The 4,538-nt window shown below is 38.9% G+C and carries 5 protein-coding genes; 4 read left to right on the top strand and 1 reads right to left on the bottom strand.

Features of this window, described 5'->3' with window-relative positions; translation table 11 throughout:
* The first annotated feature begins 75 nt into the window (after positions 1 to 75).
* The 3 genes from JHC30_07330 to JHC30_07340 are packed head-to-tail and all read left to right on the top strand — an operon-like array spanning position 76 to position 2,503.
* Positions 76 to 864: an SDR family oxidoreductase gene (locus tag JHC30_07330; GenBank protein ID MCI4463959.1), complete on the top strand. Its 789-nt coding sequence runs from the start codon at positions 76 to 78 to the stop codon at positions 862 to 864.
* Between the two features lies 1 nt (position 865).
* A complete protein-coding gene (locus tag JHC30_07335) occupies positions 866 to 1,369 on the top strand; it encodes a hypothetical protein (GenBank protein ID MCI4463960.1) in 504 nt (167 codons plus the stop codon).
* Positions 1,370 to 1,378: 9 nt separating this feature from the next.
* On the top strand, positions 1,379 to 2,503 hold the full coding sequence (locus JHC30_07340; GenBank protein MCI4463961.1) for an alanine--glyoxylate aminotransferase family protein: 1,125 nt from the start codon (positions 1,379 to 1,381) through the stop codon (positions 2,501 to 2,503).
* On the opposite strand, the gene JHC30_07345 is transcribed toward JHC30_07340, so the two are convergent.
* Positions 2,500 to 3,720, bottom strand: coding sequence for an MFS transporter (locus JHC30_07345; GenBank protein ID MCI4463962.1), 1,221 nt, complete (start codon positions 3,718 to 3,720; stop codon positions 2,500 to 2,502). The two genes, JHC30_07340 and JHC30_07345, sit on opposite strands and share 4 nt — an antisense overlap.
* Positions 3,721 to 3,837: 117 nt before the next feature.
* Here JHC30_07345 and JHC30_07350 point away from each other — a divergent pair.
* Positions 3,838 to 4,538, top strand: a 701-nt coding sequence (locus JHC30_07350; protein MCI4463963.1) for a S8 family serine peptidase, incomplete at its 3' end; no start/stop codon positions are given.

A 4,538-nucleotide genomic window follows, 5' to 3' on the forward strand; every position in this document is an offset into this window, starting at 1 on the left:
ACAAATCACTAATTTTCAAATCTGTAGTAAAATATTAATTGAAGCGTCAAAATCTTCTTTAAGGAGGTTGATTTTATGGATTTAGGTCTCAAAGGGAAAGTTGCTTTTGTTATGGCAGGAAGTAAAGGACTTGGCAAAGGCGTTGCACTCAAACTTGCAGAAGAAGGTGCGCTTGTTTCTATTATGGCTCGCTCACTTGATAACCTAAAGAAGGCACAGGAGGAAATAAAAGCGCATACTGGTTTTGAACCACTCATCTGTGTTGGCGATGCTACTAAAAAAGACGATGTTATGAAAGCTCTCGATGAAACTGTAAGCAAATTCGGAACAATTCACATTCTTTTTGCAAATGCTGGTGGTCCTCCTTCAGGTGGATTCTTTGATGTAAAGGAAGAGGATTATCTTGATGCAGTCCATCTAAATCTTATGAGCACAATCTATGCAGTTTACGGTGTAAAAGACCTGATGGTTAAACAAAACTGGGGAAGAATAATTGCTTCTACTTCAATCTCTGTAAAGCAGCCTCTTGACAACCTCATACTTTCAAATGTCTCAAGGGCAGGCGTTGTTGCATTCATAAAATCTGTATCAAATGCGCTTGCACCATTTAATATCACTGCAAATGTTGTTGCACCAGGCTACACAATGACAGAGAGGGTCGAAAATCTTCTAAAGGCAAGGGTCGAAAAGGAAGGTATTACATTTGAAGAAGCGCAAAAGGCAATGGTTGCAAGCATTCCAATGAAGCGCATAGGAACAGTCGAGGAGTTTGCATCAACTGTTGCGTTCCTTGCTTCAGAAAAGGCTTCATACATAACAGGTGTTGTTTTACCGATTGACGGCGGATTCATTAAGGGGGTATGAAATGCTTAAAATAAATCCAGAAAGTGAATTAGAAGTTGTCCTGGATGTTGCTCAAAAAATGTGCGTTGCAGCCCGTACTGCACCAAAGGCGAATGGGCTTGATTCGATTGTTACGGCAATCGTTTACGGCGATGAACTTAACAAAATTAGAGAAGAGATGATCAGGTTTGGCACTGAAAGATCCCTTCAATACTTTATAAGAGACGCAGGCAACATCGAAGGAAAGGTTGTTGTGCTCATTGGCTCAAAACCAAAAGAGAGGGCACACGGTTTTGAAGATGGCGAGCAAGAACAGGCAGTTCTAAAAGAAAGCACAGCAATTGACCTTGGCATTGCAATAGGAAGTGCTGTTTCTCTTGCAAAGGAATTATGTGTTGATAACAGGGTTATGTATTCGATTGGAAGAGCCGCAATAAACCTAAAACTTCTTGGAAATGATGTAATAATTGCATATGGCATACCCTTGAGCATCTCAGGGAAGAATCCTTTCTTTGATAGAAAATAGGAGGTAAATATGAAGGAACTTCTTTTAATCCCAGGACCAACGCCTGTTCAAGAGGATGTTTTAGAAGCAATGTCAGAACCTGTGATTTCACATACAAGTCCTGAATTTGCAAACATCCTTAAGGAGACACTTTCTTTTGTAAAGGAACTTTTTGGCGCTAAAAATGGCTTTCCGTTTGTAATTACAGGCTCTGGGACACTTGGTATGGAAATGGCACTCACAAACATAGTAGGTGAGAACGAAAGTGTCCTTGTTGTTTCTCATGGTTACTTTGGAGACAGGTTTGAAGAACTTGCAAAACACATTGGAATTGATGTTGATAAGATAAAACCAGTCGCAGGAGAACATATTGACCTTGAAATCGTAAGGCAAAAACTCAAAGAAAAACACTATACGGCATTAACTTTAACCCATGTGGACACATCAACAGGAGTTTTGGCGGATGTAGAGAGTGTATCAAAAATTATCCAGGAAGTAAGCCCAGAAACCCTTTTTGTTGTTGATGGGGTATGTGCAACAGGTGGTGTAAGAGAAGAATTTGACAACTGGAAAATCGATGTAATTTTAACAGGCTCACAAAAGGCTCTTGCAACTCCTCCAGGGCTTACGCTTCTTGCATTTTCACAAAGGGCAATCGAAAAAAGGAAATCCATTAAGCCAAGAACATATTATGGAGATATCCTCAAATGGATGCCTGTAATGGAAGATGGCACCAAGTACTTTGCAACACCATCGGTAAACCTCTTCTTTGCGCTTCATCAATCCCTTAAGGACATTTTTGAAATGGGATTAGAAAACTACTTCAAGAAACATGAAGACCTTGCAAGAAGAGTAAGAAACGCATTTAACGAGGTGGGACTCACACTCGTTGCAAAAAGGCCTGCCCCAACACTTTCCGTCTTCCTCTATCCTGAAGGTATTGACGACAAGACATTCAGAGGAAAACTCAAAGAAAAAGGTGTTGTAGTCGCAAATACGCTTGCAGAACTTTATGGAAAAGGCTTTAGAATGGGACACATGGGAAGTGTTACAAAAGACGAGTTGCTTGTTGCCGTTACAAAAATAGTTGAAACCTTTGAAGAATTGGGATACAAGGTTAATAAGGGAAAGGTAATTGAAGCATTCTTAAGTTAGGAAAAAGTTTTCGAGAACAGGCGCTCTCCTAAGATAAGGAGGGTGCCTCCTATAATAAATGTTACAAAGTATCCAAGGTGCAATGCAATAACTCCAGCAACAAATGATGCAAGAATAACCGCAAGATTAATAGACATATTAAATATACCCAAAGCCTTGCCCCTTTCCCTGTGTGGGGCAATTTTTGTTATCTCGATTGTAAGAGGAATGTAGAAAAACGGCCAGGTAAAACCAAAGAAAACAAAACTTGCATAAATAAACGCTCTCATAAAGTCAAGTTTAAGAAGGGCAAATATGCCCATAAGTATAAAAAGGACGCCTCTCAGGATAAGCACAAGACGGATAAAAAGCCTGTCGTAACGCGTCGTCCTTAATCTTCCTGTAAGAAAGAACGCTATGTTTCCTGCAAAACTATTTGCCGAGTACAGCAAGAAAATTACCTGCGAGGAAACTTTGAATACCTCTTTCAAAAACACTGTAAAAACAGAAAAAACAAGGTTAGCACCGAAAAACACCAAAAACACAGATGCTGTAATGAGTCGCATAGACTTATCAAGATTCCTTATGTCCACTACTTTAAAAAATTCATTCGTAAAGCGTGTAATACGTAAAAACAGGATTTTTGTTGCACGAGGGCTTGGGGTAATTTTCACAGAGATTTTCCCTTTTTCAATTGTAAGAAGCGAACTTATGAGAAGCAAAAATGACGCTATAAGGAAAATCATCCTGAGTTTAAGAATATCATTAAGGCTTTTAACAAGCGTAAGGATTATGCTTCCAAAAAGCATTCCCAGGGTTGAACCTACGCTATTAAAGAGATTAAGGCTATTTATTTGCCTTCTTACGAATCCTTCATCGCCCAACTTAGAGAGGTGCAGGGTCATTGCAGGACCTGTAAAGGAAATAACATTGCCGAGAATAACGGCAAGAAGGTAGTATATATAAACCGACTTAACAAATGCCATAAGTACCATTATGGCAGATGCAAAAAAGAAACTTGTATATATAAGAACAGATACGCGCTTAATTCTATCAAGGATAATGCTTGAAGAAATTGAGCCCAAAAGGTTACCAAATGAAAACAAAGCAACAGCAATAGAGGCACTCTGGACATTACCTTTGAGTGCCAAAACTACATACAAGCTTATAACTATGTTAAAAAGAGAAATCGATGCACCTTGCAGTGCAAACGAAAAAAACCACTTTCTAAAATCCATTTTTCAGCCTTTCAAAGATATTTTACATTAAAATTGGCTTTTAACAAATTTCTTATTGGATATTGACTAAAAATAAATTATTCATGTAATTATCAAAATTTTAGAAGGAGGTAAAAGATGAAAAAAGTACTGGTAAGTTTGGTTGTGGTAGTAGTTTTGCTTACGGTGTTCGCTCAAGTAAAAAGCGCGGAGCCACTCTTTGTTAAAGGGGATGTTGCCATTTCACAACCTGACATTGTTCCAAACGAGTTTATAGTGGGATTCAAAGAGGGAGTAAACACTCAGGCTAAATCAAAGGCTCTTGAAAATGTTGGTCAAGGAAAACTTAAGAGATTAGGCTTAAAGAATTTTGCAGTTTTTGAACTACCAAACGGAAAAACCCTCGATTCCATAAAAGGTTTATTACTAAATGACCCTGATATAGCGTATGTAGAACCAAACTATGTTGCTCACGCATTTGGCGTTCCAAATGACCCATGTTTTTCTCCATACCAGTGGGATCTTTATGACTATGGCATGCTAAGTAACGGTTATACTTCAAACTATGGAATTCAGGTGGTATCTGCATGGAATATTACAAGAGGCGCTGGTGTAAAGGTTGCTATTATTGACACTGGCGTTGCCTACGAAAATTACACAGATACTGTTACAGGAACACAATATGCTCATGCTCCAGACCTTGCAAATACAAAATTTGATACTGCAAATGCCTACGACTTCGTAAACAATGACACACACGCAAATGATGACGAGGGGCACGGCACTCATGTGTGTGGAACTATTGCGCAATCCACTAATAATGGTTTGGGATGCGCTGG

The sequence above is a fragment of the Caldisericum sp. genome (assembly GCA_022759145.1).
Lineage (GTDB): Bacteria > Caldisericota > Caldisericia > Caldisericales > Caldisericaceae > Caldisericum.